Origin of the sequence: Providencia sp. PROV197 (assembly GCF_028479625.1) — a bacterium.
Classification (GTDB): Bacteria; Pseudomonadota; Gammaproteobacteria; order Enterobacterales; family Enterobacteriaceae; genus Providencia; species Providencia vermicola.
In genome coordinates this window covers 56,651-76,325 of the sequence record NZ_JAMPNZ010000020.1, presented here as the reverse complement: position 1 = coordinate 76,325, position 19,675 = coordinate 56,651, and the positions used below count along the sequence as shown (strand labels likewise).

The window sequence follows — 19,675 nt, the reverse complement described above, 5'->3', positions numbered from 1 at the left end:
AGTTACAGCTTGATGCAGGCAGGGATAAAAACACGTTGTTGAGGGAAACTCAGTCATGAAAAAATGGTCCTATCTACTGGCAGCAGGCTTAATGGCTGCAAGTATTGGCACGGCGACTGCCGCTGACGATAACAAAGACGTACTGTATTTCTATAACTGGACAGAATATGTTCCCCCTGGTTTATTAGAGCAATTTACCAAAGAAACGGGCATCAAGGTGATTTACTCCACCTATGAATCCAACGAAAGCATGTACACTAAATTGAAGACCTATAAAGATGGGGCTTATGATTTAGTTGTACCATCCACTTACTTTATTGCGAAAATGAGTAAAGAGGGGATGCTGCAAAAGATTGATCAAAGTAAATTAACCAACTTTAAAAACCTCGATCCAAATTTAATCCACAAAGAATTTGACCCAAATAATGACTATTCTGTGCCTTATATTTGGGGCGCAACAGGTATTGGCATTAATGGTGAAGCCGTTGACCCAAGCTCTGTCACATCATGGGCAGATTTTTGGAAGCCTGAATATAAAAATAGCCTATTGATGATGGATGATGCACGGGAAGTATTCCAAGTCGCATTAAACAAACTGGGTTATTCAGGCAATACCACTGACCCGAAAGAAATTGAAGAAGCCTATCAAGAGCTGCAAAAATTGCGCCCGAATATCTTAGCCTTTAACTCGGATAACCCTGCCACACCGTTTATTGAAGGGGAAGTAGATGTAGGGATGTTATGGAATGGTTCCGCATTTGTCGCAAGGCAAGCAGGCTTACCGATTGAGGTGGTGTGGCCAAAAGAAGGCGGTATCTTCTGGATGGATAGTTTAGCTATTCCTGCCAATGCGAAAAATGTTGAAGGGGCTCATAAACTGATTAACTTCTTATTACGTCCTGAAATTGCGGCACAAGTTGCTGAATCAATTGGCTATCCAACCCCTAATTTAGCCGCTAAAAAGATGTTACCTGCAGAAATTGCTAACGACCCATCTCTTTACCCAAGTGAAGAGGTATTGAAAAAAGGCGAGTGGCAAAGCGATGTTGGGAATACCAATATTCTGTACGAAGAGTATTTCCAAAAGCTAAAAGCTGGCCGTTAATGGTTTAATAAATAAAAGGCGCAATTTTATGCGCCTTTTTTGTTTCAATAAGTTGTGTACGCGATAACTTATTTACTCACAGCGTTATGGGCAACAAACTGAGCAAAGGTATCCGCCCACGGTTGTAAGAAATCTTTGCTTTTCGGTGAAATATTGCCTTGCTCATCCACCATACCGTCATACCATTTCAGGTAACATTCAGGTTGGTTCATGGTTGGCATATTCAAAAAGGCAAGGCTGTTGCGCAGGTGTTGTTGGGCAATTGCCGTGCTGATATTACCGATGGAAACACCTAAAACCCCCGCAGGAATTGCATTCCACGAGTTATCTCCCCAAGGGCGAGAGCCTTGGTCAATGGCATTTTTTAATACACCAGGAATAGAGCGGTTATATTCAGGGGTGGCAAAAATAATGCCGTCACAGGCTTTAATTTGAGATTTAAAATTGGCGACAACAGAAGGCACATTTTGGTCAGCATCTTGATTGTAGAGAGGAAGGTCGCCAATGTTGATAAATTTGAATGAAAAATTTGCAGGGAATAACTTAATGATGGCTTTAGCGACGGTTAAATTATAAGAATCCGCACGTAAGCTACCCACAATAACACCAATATTATATTGTTTTGACATGGTAAAACCTCTTCTATCGACGGTTAGTGACGAATGTGACAAATAATTTGTACTTTGTCAGAATTTTATTTTACATCCATTATTAAACATCATAATCCGAATTGGCGCAAAACTAAGTTAAATTTGAAACTAGCCAAAGCAGGGATGCAAAATAATTTTAAATTATCAATTAATTACGGGGTTATAGCCTATCTAAAATGGATATTGTGAGTCCCATTCCACTATTTTGATTTAACCTTGAACAAAACAGGGTTACTTGATTTGGGTCAAAATGAAACATACCGACTGGTCGGTATCATCCATTACATGAACAAAACAGCGCAGCACAGAAAAAAAGATCCCGTCAAACTTCAAGTGGAGTTATTAAAAGCGGCTCGCATAATTGCGGGTAGGGACGGCATTTCTGCATTATCCCTTAATGCGGTTGCACGGGAAGCGGGTGTCAGCAAAGGGGGGCTGATGCATCATTTCCCAAGCAAGCAAGATCTTATCCATGCGCTATTTTTGCAATTACTGAGCATTATGGATGAGCGTATTAGTTTCATTATGGAAAATGACATCAATACTTATGGGCGTTTTTCCCGTGCATATTTGCACTATATTGGCGAGCTTAAAGAATCAGATGAAAGTTTTCAGCTCGCGTTATTGTCGTTGGCCATGCCAAATGAGCCTGTATTGCGCAAATGTTGGCGTAATTGGGTGCTGGGTCATTTAGCAAAAGGTGACTCGTTCGATAACAGCTATTTAGGGGCGCTAGTGCGTTATGGCGCAGACGGCTTGTGGTTGTCATCATTAACAGAGGGTGAAACGTTATCAAAACAAGAGCGTGATGCCATTGTGAGTCGTTTAACGGCGATATCGTTTGAAAAGCTACCTTAATATGGATAAGTAAACACCGAAAATACCGTCATTAATATAATAAAAACATGGGGCGCCAATGAAATATAAAATCAATGCCTTCATTATATATGATGCAGTCGATGGCACTTTGTCTTTGAAAGAAGACGAGGTGGATACGCAATTGTCTATTACCGCCAATGCACTGCTTTATTATTTTATCCAAAATAGGGGTGTGGTATCCCGTGATGATGTATTAAAAGCAGTGTGGGATGATAATGGATTAGTTTCATCCAACAGTAATTTAAACCAATATTTGAGTTTATTAAGAAAAGCATTTCGCCAGTATGGTATTGAAAATATCATTATCACGGTGGCCAGAGGGAGATTGGAATTTAATTCAGAAGTGACGCTAGAACGTTTGAATGATGCTAAAATGCACCCTGCTGAATTTATTAAAAACTTGAGTGAGATAGATGCCACTGAAGTTGTGTTATCACCCATTATTGCCCCCTCTTTAATTGAACCAGAAACAATCTCAATATCCCCCGTTAAAAGCCCTGAGCCATTAACAAAGGCAAAAAAAGAAATGTGTTGGTATTTCGCCAGTGGTGCATTTTTGCTGTGCTCTATCTTGTTATTAATTATGGCTTATTTATCAAATCAACCATCTCAACCGATTAATATGACGGTGCTGGAGCATGCTAACTGCGATGTGCTTTCAAATGAAAAAATGATTAATGGCACCGTCGCACAAAATTATGTGCAAAATTTTGACAAGGTGAGAAATAACTTAAATCTTGCCTGTGTAGAAAAAGAGCGATTTGTTTTCTTTTATGGGGATAAATTACAAACTAATGGATTAGGCCGCGTGTTTTTAGCCCACTGTGCCGTAAATGAAGACAATCCTTTTAGCTATTGCGATAACTATTTCTATTATTCTTGGAAGCCATCATGAAAATATCTGGGAAAGTATTATGTTTACTGAGTGCTTTGCTGTTTATTATGGTGGTGATTTACACACAATCGGTTTTATTTTCCAATAAACAAGATGGATTAATGGTGTGTTCTACCAAAGGCATCATGCGCTTTGAAAATATGAAAGATGAAAACGTTAATGGCAATATTCATTTCAATTTTGGTGCGAATGGAAAAGGGTCTATTGTTGTTGAAGGCTATACAGACTCTAAAGCAGGGTGGCTGTATTTACAGCGCTATGTGAAATTTAATTATACGACCAAACGGGTTTCCCCAACGGAACGCCATTATAATATTAGCCAATGGGAATCGAGCGCCTCTTCCATTGATGAATCCCCCGATGTGATTTTTGACTACTTTATGCGAGAAATGTCAGATAGCCATGATGGCTTATTTCTTAATGCCCAAAAGTTGAATGATAAAGCGTTGTTATTAAGTTCAATTAACTCTCCTCTTTATATCTGCACATTAAAACCTGGCAGTAAATTTGACTAACAAAATACAGACCTAGGGCATTCAAGTTGGCCTATCATTTTGTGTGTTTTCCCGTTCTAACCGTCTTTAACTGTCTTTGAAATGGCTTACATCTTCAGTGTTATTCATAGGCTTCTTAGTGTGAACTGCTTGCCTCAGATAAGCATACTTTCCTGAGTACCTTAATATAAAAGAGCTTCTTTATTTGCGAGTAAAGCTTATAAGCCAGTGAGCCACCCCACAGTTATCATTGTGTAAATTACCCCTTGGTATCAGCTTAATAATATCCTGTTAACAATCCTACCTGATTAATCCGTAATCTATTTTTCGTGTTTTTTATTCACCAGACAGATGCGTGAATTTTTCGTTTTTTCAGCATTGATGTGTGAATTTAGGGTCTAATAAATCTAATTTTTAGTTAAATATTCTAAGTATCTTCATGTTGTGGATTTATATTTTGTTTTTATTTTTCACCTCTATAGTGAATTTGAAGCCAAAGGCTGCGTTCAATTAATCACCGCGCAGACACTGTTGGCGTAAATGATTACCTCGGTTCTTCAAGAAACATGTATTCGGACACATCAACTTAAAGAGCGCGGTAAAGAAAAATGAAGAAGGCTTCTCGGAGGAAACAACAATGGGTGATGCATTAGGTCTTATCGAAACTAAAGGTTTGGTGGCTTGCATCGAAGCGGCGGATGCAATGTGTAAAGCCGCAAACGTTGAGCTAATCGGTTATGAAAATGTGGGTTCAGGTCTCGTCACCGCAATGGTTAAAGGCGACGTTGGTGCAGTCAAGGCGGCGGTTGACTCAGGTGTTGAATCTGCTCAGCGTGTTGGTGAAGTCGTGACATCACTGGTCATTGCGCGTCCACATAACGATATCAACAAAATTGTGATTAAACATAAGGCATAACTTTTTCCGGAGGAAAAAACATGGGTGACGCATTAGGTCTTATCGAAACTCAAGGGTTAGTGGCATGTATTGAAGCGGCTGACTCGATGTGTAAAGCCGCAAATGTTGTGCTGATTGGTTATGAAAATGTTGGGTCAGGTTTAGTGACGGCAATGGTGAAGGGGGATGTCGGTGCGGTAAAAGCAGCGGTTGATTCAGGTGTTGAATCGGCTTCTCGCGTTGGCACTGTTGTGACATCTCTGGTTATTGCTCGTCCTCACAGCGATATTCAGAAAATCGTCGCCCAGTATAAAGTCTCGGAATAAAAAGGAAATTACTTATGAAAGAAGCACTTGGACTAATTGAAACTAAAGGTTTAGTGGCCTGTATTGAAGCCGCTGATGCCATGTGTAAAGCAGCCAACGTCGAACTGATTGGTTATGAAAATGTCGGTTCAGGGTTAGTGACTGCCATGGTGAAAGGCGACGTCGGTGCAGTTAACGCAGCGGTGGAATCTGGTGTTGAAGCCGCAAAACGTGTTGGCACCGTAGTGACATCACGCGTTATCGCAAGACCACATAACGATATCGGCAAAATTGCGCAGCAACATAAAGCCTAAGCTGTTGGCTGATAAGTAAATAAAACAACAAGTTAATTAGTTAATTTTGGCTCCGATACGGGGGAAGACATGGTTGCATTAGATAAAGATCTGCAATCCAGACAACTGGCAAGAGAGCTAGTTAGAAACGCGAAACAAGCGCAGAAAGTATTCGCGACTTTTTCGCAGGAAAAAATCGACAGTATCGTTAAACACATCGCGATTGAATCAGCTCTTCACGCTGAAGAGCTGGCGAAAATGGCCAATGAAGAGACAGGTTTTGGTAAGTGGCAAGACAAAGTCTTGAAAAATACCTTTGCTTCAATGCGTGTCTATGAACACATTAAAGATCTCAAAACCGTTGGCATCATTAATGATGACAAAATCAACAAAGTCATGGATGTAGGCGTTCCGTTAGGGGTGATCACGGCATTGGTGCCATCGACAAACCCAACATCGACCATCATCTACAAAACGTTGATTGCCTTAAAAGCAGGTAACGCCATTGTCTTCTCCCCGCATCCTAATGCCAAAGCCTGTAGTTTCCGTACGTTAGACATTGTTAAAAAAGCGGCATTAGAGGCTGGCGCACCCGCAGGGATCGTTGATGGTGTCACAATGTTGACCCTTGAAGCGACCAAAGAGCTGATGCACAGCAAAGATGTTTCCTTAATTTTAGCGACTGGCGGGGAGGGCATGGTGCGTGCAGCGTATGCATCGGGTACGCCAACAATCAGTGGCGGTCCGGGTAATGGCCCTGCCTTTATTGAGCGCAGCGCCAATATCAAACAAGCCGTGAATGACATTATCACCAGTAAAACGTTTGATAACGGGGTGATTTGTGCGTCAGAGCAATCAATTATCGTCGAACGTTGTATTTATAACGAAGTGCACCGCGAGCTGTTAGCGCAAGGCGCTTACTTTATGAATGAAGACGAAGCGAAGCGTATGGCGTCAATGTTATTGCGGGCAAATGGCACCATCAACCCTGAAGTGGTTGGGAAAGATGCCATTACCTTGAGCCAGCGTGCAGGGTTTAGCGTACCTGCCAATACGCGTGTGCTTATTGCCTTACAAGACACCGTTTCACCGAAAAACCCCTATTCGCGTGAAAAACTTTGCCCAATCTTAGGGATGTATATCGAAGAAGATTGGCAATCTGCTTGCCATCGTGTGGTGGATTTGCTGACTAATGAAGGCTTAGGCCACACATTGGTGATCCACACCCAAAACGAAGATGTCATTCGTCAATTCTCCCTTGAGAAACCCGTTAACCGTATTTTGATTAATACACCTGCGGCACTGGGGGGCATTGGAGCAACAACCAATATTACGCCAGCATTAACCTTAGGTTGCGGTGCAATCGGTGGCGGTTCGAGCTCAGATAACGTCGGGCCAATGAACTTACTGAACATTCGTAAAGTGGGTTATGGCGTGCGTTCTATTGATGATTTAAGGCAGCCAGCACAGCCGTGCCCAGTTGCTCAGCCTGCGGCTTCAACCACAGTGAATCAATCGCAAATCAGTATTTTAGATGATGACCGTTTTCGTCAGCCAGTGACGGCTTCTGCACCTATTTCTCATGTAGCAGACAACCGTTTTAGCACGGCGGAAATTACGCAAGCTGTTGTTTCACAAGGTGATATCACCGAAGAAAATGTTGAGCAAATCATTAAGGCCGTTCTCGGTCGCCTAAATAAGTAATTCATTGAAATAAGGCGGTATAAACCATGATTTTGGCAAAAGTAATCGGACATGTTGTCGCAACGCAGAAATGCCAAGAACTTAGCGGAAGCAACTTATTGATGGTCGCTGCGCTGGGGGATGATCTTGAACCGTTGAAAGACCGAACGTATGTGGCGGTAGACAGCGTCGGTGCAGGTATCAACGACATTGTGTTAGCTGAAGAGTACTTCGCGTTGAACAAAGACAAATACAAAGCCATGTCAGTGGTTGCCATTGTTGAAAAGGTTTATACCAAGGAGTAAACAACAGCATGAACCAGTTTCTCATTAAACCGCGAGTTCAATTTGGTGCTAATGCACTGGATTTTATCTCACAAATGCAAGCTCAGCAGGTTTTTATCGTGACCGATAAAGCCATGGTGAAATTTGGCTTAGCAGAGGAAGTCACTCGTCGGTTAACACACTCAGGCATTGCGTTTTCAATGTATGACGATGTCCTGCCAGACCCTGATATTTCAGCCATCGTAAAAGGCATGAAAGTCATGGACGTGCAATATCCCGATGTGGTGATTGCACTGGGTGGCGGCTCAGTGATTGATGCGGCGAAAGCGATTATTTACTCCTTATGGCACACGAAAAGCGACGCCAATCGGGCAAAACCGCAGTTTATTGCAATCCCAACAACCAGCGGCACAGGCTCTGAAGTTACCTCATTTTCAGTGATTAAGTCCCACTCTGAAAAACTGGTGCTAGTGGATGAGTTTATGTTGCCCGATGTGGCGATCCTCGACCCTGTTCTCGTGAAATCCGTGCCTGCGTCGATTACCGCAGATACAGGGATGGATGTGCTTTGCCATGCATTAGAAGCGTATGTTTCCCGCACTGCATCTGATTTTTCTGATGCGCTAGCGGAAAAAGCGGTGCAGCTGGTTTTCGGTCACTTAATTGACTGCTACCGCGAAGGTGGCAATTTGCTTGCTCGCGAAAAAATGCATAACGCCTCTTGCATCGCAGGAATGGCATTTACTAATGCTTCCCTTGGGATCACGCACAGTTTAGCCCACGCATTAGGCGGTGTATTCCACATTCCACACGGCCGAGCCAATGCGCTATTGATGGCACATGTGGTGGCATTTAATGCCGAGTTAGAAGGGCGTTGTGATAGCGAAGCCGCAAAACGTTACGCTCATCTCGCGAAAAACTTGAATTTACCCTCTTCAACAATACGTGAAGGCGTTGAAAGCTTAATTATGGCAATCAACGTATTGAAAGATGAAATGAATATGCCAAAAGGCATTCAAGCCACAGGCATTAATGAAACCGATTTTAACGCCCGTTTAGGGGAAATGGTGGGGCAAGCACTGCGTGATAGTTGCACTCCGACCAATCCACGGGATGTGAACCAAGTGCAACTTGAAACGCTATATCGGCAATCTTTTTAACAGCCGCAAGCTGTTAGGTGATGAACAACAAACTAGAACGAACATCAGGATAGGCTAACATGACTAAATATGCTCTGACCCCACGCGTAAAAATGCTGGCTGAACGCTTAAGTGCCCGCAATAGCTCAATTATTACTGAACGTGCCAACATTTTAGAAGCACTGGAAAACCAACTTTCGGGTGCACCGCAGGCAATAAAACCTGCTCAACGTTTTTATGAATTTATCCGTCATTTCCCTGCGTTTATTGCGCAAGATGAATTGATTATTGGTAGTCAATCGTCCACACCGCGTGGCGCGATTTTCTTCACTGAAAACGAAATTCACAGCAACAGTATTTACACCTTCTTAGCAGGGGACAGCACCGTTGATGCCCCTGACTATTTAGCGGTACTGAACATCGGTTTTTTAGAAATTAAATCCCAATTGGAAAACCGAGTCAGAAACATCGGTAGTGCAGTCAGTCGTAATAGTATTGATGAGGCAAATAATTGCCGCGCTGCAATTTATGCATGTGATGCAGCAATTCATTTTGCACAATCCCTCGCGTCAAAAGCGGAAAGTATGGCAGCGGTGGAATCAAACCAATATCGCCGTTTAGAACTGCAAGAAAGCGCGGCGATTTTACGTAATGTTCCTGCCAAACCTGCACAAACCTTTAAAGAAGCTTGCCAAGCATTCTATTTATTGCAGCTTATTTTACATCTGGAAAATGGCAGTTACGCGGTTAACCCAATGGGCTTCGACAAAGCGGTTTATCCGTTCTACCAACGGGACATCGAGCAAGGCCGTTTAACACCAGCCCAAGCGTATGAAGTGGTTGAAAGTTTATGGCTGAAATTGGCTGAGCTTTCTGAAGTGCGTTCGACAAAAGTGGTGGATGGCTACCCAATGTTTGATGCATTAAAAGGTGGCGTATATTTAACCGACCCTCACGTATGCATTAATGAATTATCCGCCATGATGTTATCGGCTCATGAAAATATCATGGCCGTCAATAATGGGTTAAAAGTCCGCTTATATTGCGGCCAAGCAAGCACGCAACCGCAATATTCTGCGCCGAATGCCAGCTATGTTGCACCGTCTGCACAAGCTGAGACAGAATTTAAAGTAATGGAAGGGCTGACCCCGCGTTTACAACGCCTGCGTAACCGCTATTTAGAAGCGCGCCCAAGTGTTTCTATCTACCGTGCTTTAGCCTTTACTGACGTTGTCAAAAATAACCCAGGTTTACCGCCGATTTTACTGCGTGCAAAAGCATTCCGTCGCGCATGTGAAACCGCACCAATCTTAATCCAACCAGAAGAATTAATTGTTGGGCATCCGTGTGGTAAGCCACGTGCTGGTGCATTCTCCCCAGATATCGCATGGCGCTGGGTGGTTGAAGAGCTCGACACCATGAGCACACGCCCACAAGACCCATTTGTTATCTCTGAAGAAGACAAAAAAGTCATTCGTGAAGACATTGCACCGTTCTGGGAAGGCCGTTCATTAGATGAAATCTGTGAAGCACAATACCGTGAAGCGGGTGTGTGGGAGTTTAGTGGCGAAACGTTTGTCAGTGATTTGTCTTACCACCAAATCAACGGTGGGGGTGATACATGCCCAGGCTACGATGTCTTGTTATTCACCAAAGGCATGAATGGGATCAAAGCGGATGCACAGGCGAAACTGGCTGAGCTTAGCATGGAAAACCCAGAGGATATCGACCGTATCTATTTCTACAAAGCCTCTATTGAAACTTGTGAAGGTGTTGTGTCTTACGCGCACCGTATTGCAGAACATGCTCGTGAGTTAGCCGCAAAAGAAACAGACTCAAAACGCCGTGAAGAGTTATTGACTATCGCACAAGTAAATGAAAACGTGCCAGCAAATCCGCCTGTGACCTTGCAAGAAGCCCTACAAAGCATTTGGACAGTAGAATCCCTGTTTGAAATCGAAGAAAACCAAACGGGTTTGTCTTTAGGGCGCCTCGATCAATATTGCCTGCCAATGTATGAAAACGACATCAAAACAGGCCGTTTAACACAAGACCAAGCGCTGGAAATGATGCAGGCGTTTATCATCAAATGTGCTGAATTAATGTGGATGTCCAGTGAGTTAGGCGCGAAATATTTTGCGGGTTACCAGCCGTTTATCAACTTAACAGTAGGCGGGCAAAAACGCTCGGGGGGCGATGCGTGTAATGACCTAACTTATTTAATTATGGATGCGGTGCGTTTCGTTAAGGTGTACCAGCCATCACTGGCTTGCCGTATCCATAACCAATCACCACAAAAGTACATGGAAAAAATTGTCGATGTTGTTAAAGCTGGTATGGGCTTCCCTGCCTGCCACTTCGATGACTCCCACATCAAAATGATGTTACGTAAAGGTTTTGACTTTGAAGATGCGCGTGATTATTGCTTGATGGGTTGCGTTGAACCTCAAAAATCAGGCCGAATTTATCAATGGACTTCAACAGGTTACACCCAATGGCCAATCGCGATTGAGTTTGTCTTAAATCGTGGGCGCATGGTGCTGTTTGATAGTTACCAAGGCTTAGATACAGGTGAACTGCGTGACTTGAGAACTTTTGAAGATTTTGACCGCGCAGTGAAACAACAAATCGCTCATATCGTCCGATTATCCGCGGTCGGTACGGTGATCAGCCAACGAGTACACCGTGATGTTGCACCAAAACCATTAATGTCTTTGCTGGTGGAAGGCTGTATGGAAAAAGGGAAAGACGTTGCCGCAGGTGGTGCGATGATTAACCACGGTCCAGGTTTGATTTTCTCTGGTCTTGCAACCTACGTCGATTCAATGGCAGCCATTCGTAAGCTGGTTTATGAAGACAAACGTTATACCCTTGAACAAGTACGTGATGGCCTATTAGCTAACTTTGAAGGCTATGACGAACTGCGCCGCGACTGCTTGAACGCGCCAAAATTTGGTAACGATGACAACTATGTTGACCAGTATGCGCTGGATATTACGGAGTGGACAGAGCGCGAGTGCCGCAAATACGACATGTTGTATTCCACACTTAGCCACGGAACCTTATCGATTTCGAATAATACTCCAATCGGGGAATTAACCGCAGCGAGTGCGAATGGACGTTTAGCTTGGATGCCATTATCAGATGGTATCAGTCCAACGCAAGGTGCGGATAAACAAGGCCCAACCGCCATCATTAAATCCATCAGCAAGATGAATGTGGAAACAATGAATATTGGCATGGTGCATAACTTTAAGTTCTTAAAAGGCTTGTTGGATACGCCTGAAGGCCGCCACGGCTTAATTACCTTGCTAAGAACAGCTTCTATTTTAGGAAATGGCCAAATGCAATTTAGTTATGTCGATAATGAAATGCTGAAAAAAGCGCAGCAAGAACCTGAAAAATATCGTGATTTAATCGTTAGGGTCGCAGGTTACAGTGCTTACTTCGTCGAACTCTGCAAAGAAGTTCAAGATGAAATTATTAGCCGTACTGTGATTGAGAAGTTCTAAATCGATATCGGCAGGTATGGCAACATACCTGCCACTTCATAATAAAAACGATAAATTTTTCAATGTGTTGAGGTGTGATGATGAGCGCTGCAGATATTAAAGGTCGGATATTTAATATCCAAAAATATTCCATTTATGACGGTGATGGTATACGCACGCTGATCTTTCTTAAAGGGTGCAATATTCGTTGTCCCTGGTGTGCTAACCCTGAGGGATTAAGCAGCCAGTTTCAAGTGATGTTTTCCCATGATAAATGCGTCAATTGCGGTAAGTGTGTCGATGTTTGCCCAACAGGTATTCATTACAAAACAACCAATGAGCAAGGTGAACAAATTCACCGTGTTAATCGCAGCATTGATTGTATTGGTTGTCGTAAGTGTGAAGAGGTGTGCATTGGCGGTGCGCTGGACATTATGGGCAAAGATGTCACGGTTGCCGAAATGATGGAAATCATCATGCAAGACTATGATTTTTATATTTCTTCTGGTGGTGGTGTCACGATCGGTGGTGGGGAAATGAGTCTACAAACCGATTTCGCCGTTGAACTGCTGCGTGAATGCAAAAAAATGATGATCAATACCGCGGTAGAGACCCAAGGGACAACATCATTAGCTAACTATGAAAAGCTCGCTCAAGTCGTCGATTTATTTTTGTATGACATCAAACACATCGATAGCGCACAGCATAAAAGTATCTTTGGTATTGGTAACGAAAATGTACGCCAAAACCTTGAAAGACTTATTGAATTAGGTGCAAACGTGGTGGTGAGGATGCCGTTGGTGCGTGGGTATAACGATTCGTATGACGCAATCACGGGGGCCATTGAATACGCGATGGCGCTATCCAAACGCGGTAATGTAAAACGTATCGATATTCTACCTTACCACCAGTTGGGACGCGGTAAATACGACAAACTGGACATGATTTATCCAGTAAAACAAGACCCAACCTATAGCGCAGAAGAACTCGATCAATTGGAAGCGTTCTTTAAACAGTTTGATTTTGATATTCGACTGGTTCGTCACTAAGTAGGAGAGACAGATGAAAAGTTTAGGTGTTATTGAAACGCGGGGACTGACATCCGCGATACAGGCAGCTGATGCGGCGTGTAAGGCCGCCAGTGTAGAAATTGTCGGCTATCGTAAAATTGGCTCTGGCTTAGTATCCGTTTGTTTTCAGGGGGAAATCAGCGCAGTGCGCACCGCCGTTGATCACGGTATTGAGGTGATCAGCGATAATCAATTATGCGTAGGCTCACTCGTGATTGCACGCCCTGAAGAAAGTGTAATTACAAAATTATTAACAGTAAAAAGTAAAAAGGGCGAGTTAGAAAAAAGTGTCGAACAAGCTGAAAAGCCGCAAGAAAAGCTTGTGGTTGAGGAAAAATCCGCACCAGAGGTGACGGAAAATAGTATTAAAGAGCCTAAAAATGACCTGCGCAAAGGTAAAAAATCATGATGAATGAGCAATTGATGGGCAAAATTTTGTCTCGTCTTTCAGCATACAACCCAGCGAATGGAATGCAATCTGCTATAGCAATCCCAGTGGGGGTATCTAATCGCCATGTACACCTTTCGCAGCAGGATGTCGAAGCCTTATTTGGTCAAGGTTATCAACTCACTCCGTTTAAAGATCTCAAGCAGCCAGGGCAATTTGCGGCGAAGGAATGTGTAATGGTTGTTGGGCCAAAAGGCTCAATCAGCAAAGTCAGAGTGTTAGGCCCTGTGCGCCCAAAAAGCCAGTTAGAGGTTTCGAAGGCCGATTGTTTTGCTTTAGGGATTAAAGCCCCCGTGAGGGAATCAGGGGATTTAGCCGATTCAGGTAGTGCATTGTTAATCGGCCCAGCTGGTTATGCAAACCTTGAATCTCAAGTGATTTGTGCACAACGACATATTCATATGAATACGATAGATGCCAGAGCATTAAACGTGGTGAATGGACAAAAGGTCAATATTCGTACGGAAGGTGAGCGTCGTTTAGTATTTGATGAAGTTGTTGTGCGTGTAGATGAGCGCTTTTCTCTTGAGTTTCATATTGATACTGACGAAGCCAATGCAGCGGGTCTGCGCAATAATGACAGCGTATTTATTGTTGGTTAAGGGACGGTGGCAAGGTGAATGAAAAACAGATTGAACGGATAGTTGAACAGGTATTAAGGCAACTAAACCCGCATGTTCTTGTGGTGTTATCCCCTGTAGAAGGCTACCAACAGGCGATTTACCAACGGTTAACGCAATTTTTATCGGTTTCTTTTTCGCTCTATGCCACCCAATTAATGCCTGCAACACCTTATTTTGCACAGTGGGCAACATTGGGAACAATATTAGATAAAAATACGTTGCATCTAAATGCATTAAGAAACTACCACTGTGTATTTTTACCTTTTATTGATGCCAAGGTGGTTGGTGAAGTCGCAAACGGCTTATTTACCAGCGAAGAAAGCCAACTGATTTTGCATGCGCTTGCACAAAATATTCCTGTGCTGGCATTAAAACATCATTGCTGCCCAGAGAGTGAACTCAACCAAATTTTAGGTTTAGATAAAAATAAAAAATACAATAATATTATTAAAGAAAATATGTCGAAACTTATTTCATTAGGTGTGGAGTTTAATACGCTAAATGAAATTGAAGGTAAATTATTGATAAATGATTTTAACCAAGAGTTGAAACCTAAAAATAACTATCAAAAAAATCGCTATATTACTTTAAAGGAAGTAATGAAAGACCCTGGAGGGTATATTGCGAGTAATAATAAATTAACTGATTCAGCTGTCGATTATTTAAAGTCTTTAAAGTCTTTAAAGAAATAAAACATCAAAATTAATTAAATCTAATTTTTCTATTTATTGTAGGAGTATTATCTATGTCCCCTAAAGCAAAATCATGGCTTTGGATGCTGGCGGTTATTATTTCAGAAACCTCAGCAACCTCTACATTGAAAATGTTTGATAATAGCGAAGGGACTACAAAGTCCTTATTATTAGCACTGATTGTTATACTGTATGTTGTTTGTTATTACTCACTTTCTCGAGCTGTTAAATATATCCCTGTAGGTTTAGCGTATGCAACATGGTCAGGCACTGGGATTCTTATGGTATCTACACTTGGCATGCTGTTCTATGGGCAACATCCTGATACTGCAGCAATGATCGGTATGGCGGTGATTGCAAGTGGAATTGTGATCATGAATCTGTTCTCCAAAATGGGGGCAGATGAAGAAGACACAGAAGAGCCAAATAAAGAAACGAAAGAGTCATTATTATCCACCAATAATAAAGCCGTTCATTAATTAAATTTTAAGGGGAAAATTATGTTTACTGGATTTTTATGGCTAGCACTTTCGATTGGTTCTGAAATAACTGGAACCTCAATGATTAAAAAAACCAATAGTTTTAGCAAATTAGGGCCTTCTATTTTAGTGATCATTGCCTATTGTTTATGTTATTTCGCACTGACTCGTGCAATGGGGTATATCCCTGTAGGTGTAGCTTATTCATTATGGTGTGGATTTGGTATTGTTGGTGTGACATTAGTTTCTATGATTTTATATAAACAAAAACCAGACTTTCCTGCGGTATTTGCCATGGGGTTAATTATCTCTGGTGGGATAATTATGAATACATTCTCAACAATGTAAGTCTTGTTTTATTTTTGCTCTTTATCTCATTCATTGTTTGCCCTCAATTGTTTTTTGTTGAGGGTTATTTTTTTGCAAATCACCTGAGGTCACTGATTTTTTCTCAATATAAAATGATTGTTTGACGATAATGCCTTTGGCTTGTCCTATGCTAATTTAGTGACCAACAGTGATTTAGTTTAGGAATGGAAGTATGCAAATTATTGAGTGGGATGATTTTACCCGTGTTGAAATGCGTGTTGGCACCATTATTAGTGCAGAGCTAAATAGTAAAGCAAAGAAACCCGCATACGTGATGGAAGTTGATCTTGGTGAGCTGGGTATCAAACGCTCTAGCGCACAAATTACCGTGAATTACACCCCTGAAAGCCTAATCGGCAAGCGCATTCTCTGCGTCTGTAACTTTGAAGTAAAACGTATAGCAGGGGTTAAATCTGAAGTGTTAATAACAGGGGCTCCTGATGAAAAGGGCGCTATTGTGTTAGCCGAGTTTAATTTACCACTCCCAAACGGCGCTTTACTCGCTTAATGCTCAATGCTCGTCATACTTCGTTTTATCGCGTTGTTGGCTTCACTCACTCGCCCTAGTCACATACTTTTGTATGCTCCTAGGATCTCGTTTGCTTGCTGCCTAGCGATAAAACGAATTATATAGAGCATTCAATTTGATATAACTTTTCGTTATATTTATTTTAATTCTCAAGTGATGACATATTGGCATCACTGCCATTTATAGGTAAAAAGGTTATACTGCTATTATCTGTATCAGTAGGAGTGTTTCCTTTGCGATTACCTGAACTGCATTTTCGACAATATTCTGACGAGGTCATTTCTCATCAACACGATGGGCAGTGGCAAGTCGTATTGTCGTTGTCAGGGCAAATGGAAATCAATATGCATCGGCAGCATTTTCAATTAGATGCAGGGAAGGGTATCGTGATCCCGCCAAGTGTGAGCCATGCGTTTAGCGGTCAAGAAGGTAATAAAAACTATGTTTTGGAAATGCCTGCAACGGCGCAGTGGGCATTGGACGAGAAAATGACCCAATTTGCTCTGACACCTTCAGCAATTGGTTTGCTTCATTGGTTACAAAGCTTTCCCCAAGCACCTGAAAATAATTTTGCGGTGGCACGTTTACTGTTGGCGCAATTAAAACCCGAAAGTCAGTGGATTGATACCGTTTCTCAGTGGATTGAGACTCGGCTACATTTGCCCATTAGTTGTGAAGATATGGCATTCGCTTTTTGTATGTCAGTCAGTACGTTACAAAGAAAAGTAAAAGCGGAAACACACTTAACGGTGATGCAATTTATTCAACAAAAGCGGATGGAAGCTGCGGGGAGTTTATTGCTCACAAATAGCAGTATAGAAACCATAGGCCTTTGTGTGGGTTATGATTCACACTCTGCATTTAGCCATGCGTTTAAGAAATACTATGGCAAAACCCCTCTTGAATATCGAACTCAAGCGATAATACCCCGTTAGAGATACCTCTCAGTTTTTGCCAATATGTGTTGAAATTGACTGTGAATATTCACCCTGTAAAAAATCGGTATTGACCCCCGCTTGCCTTAATTTTAATTCAAGCAGCGCGAGTTGTTTGCTCACATTGACATAATTAGGGTCATCAACCGACAGTCCTTGAAGTAGATGGCTCAGTGTTAGCGCGTCTTTTCTTTGCTGTAATTCAGCAGGTAAATATCCCGAATTCTTTAATAAGCGATATCCAGCCCTTAGCTCAGGCGGAACCAGGCTGTCATCTTCAAGCTGCAAAGCTTTACCTTCCCCAGCTAAATTTGAAAGTTCACCTCTACTTAGCGCTTCTTGAATATGGCGTTCAGCCCAAAGGTCGATAACTGACATGATAGAGGCTCCATGAGTTGTTTTTTACTATTATAACCTTCTATATCAATATAAATAAATTGGCAGATTATTCTTTATTAAGCTTGTTATTCCGAATTATAAGCAAGGTTTTATCGAGTGTTTATAAATAAGGGTTTTACGATTTATATAAAATAAAACTGCTAAAAAATGATATTTAATTAGTGATAAATGACGAAAAAAAGCCATAGATAATATGAAAATTGTTATGTTGACCACACTTATCGAAATTAATTTACCAAAATTATTTTGGTTGTAATTATCCTCTTTGGCTAAATTAATAATATTAATAGCTAATAAAAATGAGTTAGTCCTAATCATGTTGAATTTTATGTCTGATTTGTATGAATTTTGTTGATTTAGAATTATCTATTTGTAAATAGCAAAAAGCAAAAACATTGTGTAATGTCCGTTTTTCTTGTTTATAAGGAGAAAATATGGAACAAAAAAAGCAAGAGGGAAGCCGTTTTTTACGAACGGTTGAGTGGCTAGGCAATGCTCTACCACATCCTGTTATTTTATTTATTATTTTAATTGCGATTTTATTAGTTTCCTCAGCAATTGGTCAGTACTTCGGTGTAAGTGTGCCAGACCCTCGTCCAGAAGGTGCAAAAGGGCGCGCAGAAGATGGTATTATTCATATTGTGAGTTTATTGGATGCCGAAGGGATCCGAAAAATTATTGCGAATGTCGTCACCAATTTTACAGGCTTTGCACCGTTAGGAACGGTACTAGTCGCATTATTAGGGGTAGGGATTGCTGAACGAGCAGGTTTACTTTCCGCTGCCATGCGTTTGGTTGTCACCAAAGCCCCACGAAAATTAACCACAATGGCGATCGTGTTTGCTGGGATCATGTCAAATACCGCGGCAGAGTTAGGTTATGTGGTACTTATTCCGCTCGCAGCTATCATTTTTCATTCATTAGGTCGCCACCCTTTAGCAGGCCTTGCGGCCGCATTTGCTGGGGTTTCCGGTGGTTATTCAGCAAACTTATTATTAGGTACGGTTGACCCATTATTGTCGGGTATCACTCAACAAGCAGCACAAATCATTGACCCAACTTATATCGTGGGCGCAGAAGCAAACTGGTACTTTATGTTTGCGAGTACGTTTTTAATTACTATTTTAGGTTATTTAATTACTGAAAAAATTGTTGAGCCACAATTAGGCCCATACACGGGTGGTGCTGTTGATGAGGATGAAAATAGCCTCTATGCCTCGGCAAATGTTACTCCGTTAGAGAAAAAAGCCTTATTTTGGGCATCTGTGACTTTTTGGGGATTGGCTGCAATTTTAGCGTTAATGGTAGTACCAGAAAATGGAATATTACGTAACCAAGACACTGGCTTAGTCAGTAACTCACCGTTCTTAAAAGGTATTGTGGTCTTTATTTTTGTTTTCTTTGCTGTTCCCGGTATTGTGTATGGCTATATAGCAAAAACTATGCGTTCGGATAAAGATATTGTTGATGCAATGGCGGGCGCGATGAGTACGCTAGGTTTATACCTCGTCATTATTTTCTTTGCTGCACAATTTGTTGCCTTCTTTGGCTGGACCAATATTGGGCAAGTTATCGCAGTTAAAGGTGCCAATTTCTTAAATAGTATTGATCTTCATGGTGGTGTACTGTTTATTGGCTTTATTCTTATCTGTGCATTTATTAATTTAATGATCGGCTCAGCATCAGCTCAATGGGCAGTAACCGCACCAATTTTTGTTCCAATGTTGATGTTAGCGGGTTATGCACCGGAAACCATTCAAGCTGCATATCGTATTGGGGATTCTGTCACCAATATTATTACGCCGATGATGAGCTACTTTGGTCTGATTATGGCGATTGTGGTGAAATATAAGAAAGATGCGGGGATTGGTACATTGGTTTCAATGATGTTGCCATATTCGATTATCTTCCTGATAGGCTGGTCATTGTTCTTTATTGTCTGGGTATTTGTATTAGGTATTCCTGTTGGCCCAGGTTCCCCAATTTATTTTACGCCAGGAAGTTAATGACTATTTAAC

The 19,675-nt window shown here is 41.8% G+C and carries 22 protein-coding genes; 20 read left to right on the top strand and 2 right to left on the bottom strand.

The window, feature by feature from the left end:
* Positions 1-55: 55 nt before the first annotated feature.
* Complete coding sequence (gene potD, locus PR808_RS11465) at positions 56-1,105, top strand: spermidine/putrescine ABC transporter substrate-binding protein PotD (protein ID WP_206083434.1); 1,050 nt, start codon at positions 56-58, stop codon at positions 1,103-1,105.
* 68 nt (positions 1,106-1,173) lie between these two features.
* Here potD and PR808_RS11460 read toward each other — a convergent pair whose 3' ends face one another.
* On the bottom strand, positions 1,174-1,734 hold the full coding sequence (locus PR808_RS11460; RefSeq protein WP_272539332.1) for an NADPH-dependent FMN reductase: 561 nt from the start codon (positions 1,732-1,734) through the stop codon (positions 1,174-1,176).
* A 306-nt stretch (positions 1,735-2,040) separates the two neighbouring features.
* On the opposite strand from PR808_RS11460, the gene PR808_RS11455 reads away from it, so the two are divergent.
* The 18 genes from PR808_RS11455 (at position 2,041) to PR808_RS11370 (ending at position 17,258) form a co-directional block, all read left to right on the top strand.
* Positions 2,041-2,613: a TetR/AcrR family transcriptional regulator gene (locus tag PR808_RS11455; RefSeq protein WP_206083798.1), complete on the top strand. Its 573-nt coding sequence runs from the start codon at positions 2,041-2,043 to the stop codon at positions 2,611-2,613.
* Positions 2,614-2,671: 58 nt separating this feature from the next.
* Positions 2,672-3,529, top strand: coding sequence for a transcriptional regulator (locus PR808_RS11450; RefSeq protein WP_272539331.1), 858 nt, complete (start codon positions 2,672-2,674; stop codon positions 3,527-3,529).
* Positions 3,526-4,044 (top strand): FidL-like protein, encoded by a 519-nt coding sequence (locus PR808_RS11445; RefSeq protein ID WP_206083437.1) that lies wholly within the window; start codon positions 3,526-3,528, stop codon positions 4,042-4,044. The genes PR808_RS11450 and PR808_RS11445 overlap by 4 nt, the downstream gene beginning before the upstream one ends.
* Positions 4,045-4,660: 616 nt before the next feature.
* The gene (locus PR808_RS11440) at positions 4,661-4,939 is read left to right on the top strand and encodes a BMC domain-containing protein (RefSeq protein WP_004249182.1); all 279 of its coding nucleotides are present in this window, start codon (positions 4,661-4,663) and stop codon (positions 4,937-4,939) included.
* Between the two features lie 20 nt (positions 4,940-4,959).
* Positions 4,960-5,244, top strand: coding sequence for a BMC domain-containing protein (locus tag PR808_RS11435; RefSeq protein WP_206083438.1), 285 nt, complete (start codon positions 4,960-4,962; stop codon positions 5,242-5,244).
* Between the two features lie 14 nt (positions 5,245-5,258).
* Positions 5,259-5,537: a BMC domain-containing protein gene (locus PR808_RS11430; RefSeq protein WP_006658501.1), complete on the top strand. Its 279-nt coding sequence runs from the start codon at positions 5,259-5,261 to the stop codon at positions 5,535-5,537.
* Between the two features lie 69 nt (positions 5,538-5,606).
* A complete protein-coding gene (locus tag PR808_RS11425; RefSeq protein WP_272539330.1) occupies positions 5,607-7,220 on the top strand; it encodes an acetaldehyde dehydrogenase (acetylating) in 1,614 nt (537 codons plus the stop codon).
* 26 nt (positions 7,221-7,246) lie between these two features.
* Positions 7,247-7,504, top strand: a complete 258-nt coding sequence (locus PR808_RS11420) for a EutN/CcmL family microcompartment protein (protein WP_206083440.1) — start codon at positions 7,247-7,249, stop codon at positions 7,502-7,504.
* Positions 7,505-7,512: 8 nt separating this feature from the next.
* A complete protein-coding gene (locus PR808_RS11415) occupies positions 7,513-8,643 on the top strand; it encodes a 1-propanol dehydrogenase PduQ (RefSeq protein ID WP_272539329.1) in 1,131 nt (376 codons plus the stop codon).
* 59 nt (positions 8,644-8,702) lie between these two features.
* Positions 8,703-12,134 carry a choline trimethylamine-lyase gene (gene cutC, locus PR808_RS11410; RefSeq protein WP_206083442.1) on the top strand — a complete coding sequence of 1,144 codons (3,432 nt, stop codon included), beginning with the start codon at positions 8,703-8,705 and terminating at the stop codon, positions 12,132-12,134.
* 77 nt (positions 12,135-12,211) lie between these two features.
* Positions 12,212-13,162 (top strand): choline TMA-lyase-activating enzyme, encoded by a 951-nt coding sequence (gene cutD / locus PR808_RS11405; protein WP_225818611.1) that lies wholly within the window; start codon positions 12,212-12,214, stop codon positions 13,160-13,162.
* 13 nt (positions 13,163-13,175) lie between these two features.
* Positions 13,176-13,592, top strand: a complete 417-nt coding sequence (locus PR808_RS11400) for a BMC domain-containing protein (protein ID WP_272539328.1) — start codon at positions 13,176-13,178, stop codon at positions 13,590-13,592.
* Positions 13,589-14,233: a phosphate propanoyltransferase gene (locus PR808_RS11395; RefSeq protein ID WP_206083445.1), complete on the top strand. Its 645-nt coding sequence runs from the start codon at positions 13,589-13,591 to the stop codon at positions 14,231-14,233. Before PR808_RS11400 ends, PR808_RS11395 begins: the two co-directional genes overlap by 4 nt.
* A gap of 14 nt (positions 14,234-14,247) precedes the next feature.
* Positions 14,248-14,946 carry a hypothetical protein gene (locus PR808_RS11390; RefSeq protein ID WP_272539327.1) on the top strand — a complete coding sequence of 233 codons (699 nt, stop codon included), beginning with the start codon at positions 14,248-14,250 and terminating at the stop codon, positions 14,944-14,946.
* A gap of 53 nt (positions 14,947-14,999) precedes the next feature.
* Positions 15,000-15,425, top strand: a complete 426-nt coding sequence (locus tag PR808_RS11385; protein WP_206083447.1) for a DMT family transporter — start codon at positions 15,000-15,002, stop codon at positions 15,423-15,425.
* Between the two features lie 21 nt (positions 15,426-15,446).
* Entirely contained in the window at positions 15,447-15,773 is a 327-nt protein-coding gene (locus PR808_RS11380) for a DMT family transporter (RefSeq protein WP_206083448.1), read from the top strand.
* Positions 15,774-15,966: 193 nt separating this feature from the next.
* A complete protein-coding gene (locus PR808_RS11375) occupies positions 15,967-16,302 on the top strand; it encodes a tRNA-binding protein (protein ID WP_272539326.1) in 336 nt (111 codons plus the stop codon).
* A 254-nt stretch (positions 16,303-16,556) separates the two neighbouring features.
* Positions 16,557-17,258, top strand: coding sequence for an AraC family transcriptional regulator (locus tag PR808_RS11370; RefSeq protein ID WP_206083450.1), 702 nt, complete (start codon positions 16,557-16,559; stop codon positions 17,256-17,258).
* 9 nt (positions 17,259-17,267) lie between these two features.
* Here PR808_RS11370 and PR808_RS11365 read toward each other — a convergent pair whose 3' ends face one another.
* Complete coding sequence (locus PR808_RS11365; protein ID WP_206083451.1) at positions 17,268-17,636, bottom strand: DUF1992 domain-containing protein; 369 nt, start codon at positions 17,634-17,636, stop codon at positions 17,268-17,270.
* A gap of 455 nt (positions 17,637-18,091) precedes the next feature.
* Here PR808_RS11365 and PR808_RS11360 point away from each other — a divergent pair, with 455 nt between their 5' ends.
* Positions 18,092-19,663, top strand: coding sequence for an AbgT family transporter (locus PR808_RS11360; protein ID WP_272539325.1), 1,572 nt, complete (start codon positions 18,092-18,094; stop codon positions 19,661-19,663).
* Positions 19,664-19,675: the final 12 nt, after the last annotated feature.